The following is a 1,176-nucleotide window of genomic DNA, read 5'->3' on the forward strand; positions in this document are numbered from 1 at the left end:
GCCTTGACCTTGGCTTCGACCGCGCCGTTGTTGTCCTCGCCGTTGGCGGCCAGGCCGTCGACGACCTCGATGATCCAGTCGGCGATCTGGCGGAACTCGGCCTCGCCAAAGCCGCGGGTCGTGCCCGCCGGGCTGCCAAGGCGGATGCCGCTGGTCACCGTCGGCTTTTCCGGGTCAAACGGCACGCCGTTCTTGTTGCAGGTGATATGCGCCCGGCCCAGCGCCTTTTCGGTGGCGTTGCCCTTGACGCCCTTGGGCCGCAGGTCGACCAGCACCACATGCGTGTCGGTGCCATGCGTGACCGTGTCCAGCCCGCCCTTGATCAGCTGATCGGACAGCGCCTGCGCGTTCCTGATCACGTTCTGCTGGTAGGTCTTGAATTCCGGGCGCAGCGCCTCGCCGAAGGCCACCGCCTTGGCGGCGATCACATGCATCAGCGGGCCGCCCTGGATGCCGGGGAAGATCGCCGAATTCACTTTCTTGGCGATGTCTTCATCATTGGTGAGGATCATGCCCCCACGCGGACCGCGCAGCGTCTTGTGCGTGGTGGTGGTGGCCACATGGGCATGCGGGAAAGGCGAGGGATGTTCGCCCGCAGCCACCAGCCCGGCGAAATGCGCCATGTCGACGTGCAGCCAGGCGCCGACGCTGTCGGCGATCTGGCGCATGCGGGCGAAATCGATCTGGCGCGGGATGGCGGACCCGCCGGCGATGATCATCTTGGGCTGGTGTTCCTTGGCCAGCGCCTCGACCTGGTCGTAATCCAGCGTGTTGTCCTGCTGGCGCACGCCGTACTGGATGGCGTTGAACCACTTGCCGGACTGGTTCGGCTTGGCACCGTGGGTCAGGTGGCCGCCGGCGTCCAGGCTCATGCCGAGGATGGTGTCGCCGGGCTTGATCAGCGCCTGGAAGACACCCTGGTTGGCCTGGCTGCCCGAATTCGGCTGCACATTGGCGAAGGCGCAGTCAAAGAGCTGTTTGGCGCGGTCGATGGCCAGGTTCTCGGCCACATCGACCCACTGGCAGCCGCCATAGTAGCGCCGGCCGGGATACCCTTCGGCGTATTTGTTGGTCATGACGGAGCCCTGCGCCTCCATCACCGCCCGCGAGACGATGTTCTCGGAGGCGATCAGCTCGATCTCGTCGCGCTGCCGGCCAAGCTCGCCGGTGATCGAG

Annotated in this window: 1 protein-coding gene; it reads right to left on the reverse strand. The window is 66.1% G+C overall.

Annotated features, from left to right (window positions below):
* A partial coding sequence (gene glyA / locus KZZ07_RS26570) for a serine hydroxymethyltransferase (protein ID WP_219519916.1) occupies window positions 1-1,176 on the reverse strand: 1,176 nt, incomplete at both ends.

Origin of the sequence: Mameliella sp. CS4, from assembly GCF_019392335.1 — a bacterium.
GTDB lineage: Bacteria > Pseudomonadota > Alphaproteobacteria > Rhodobacterales > Rhodobacteraceae > Antarctobacter.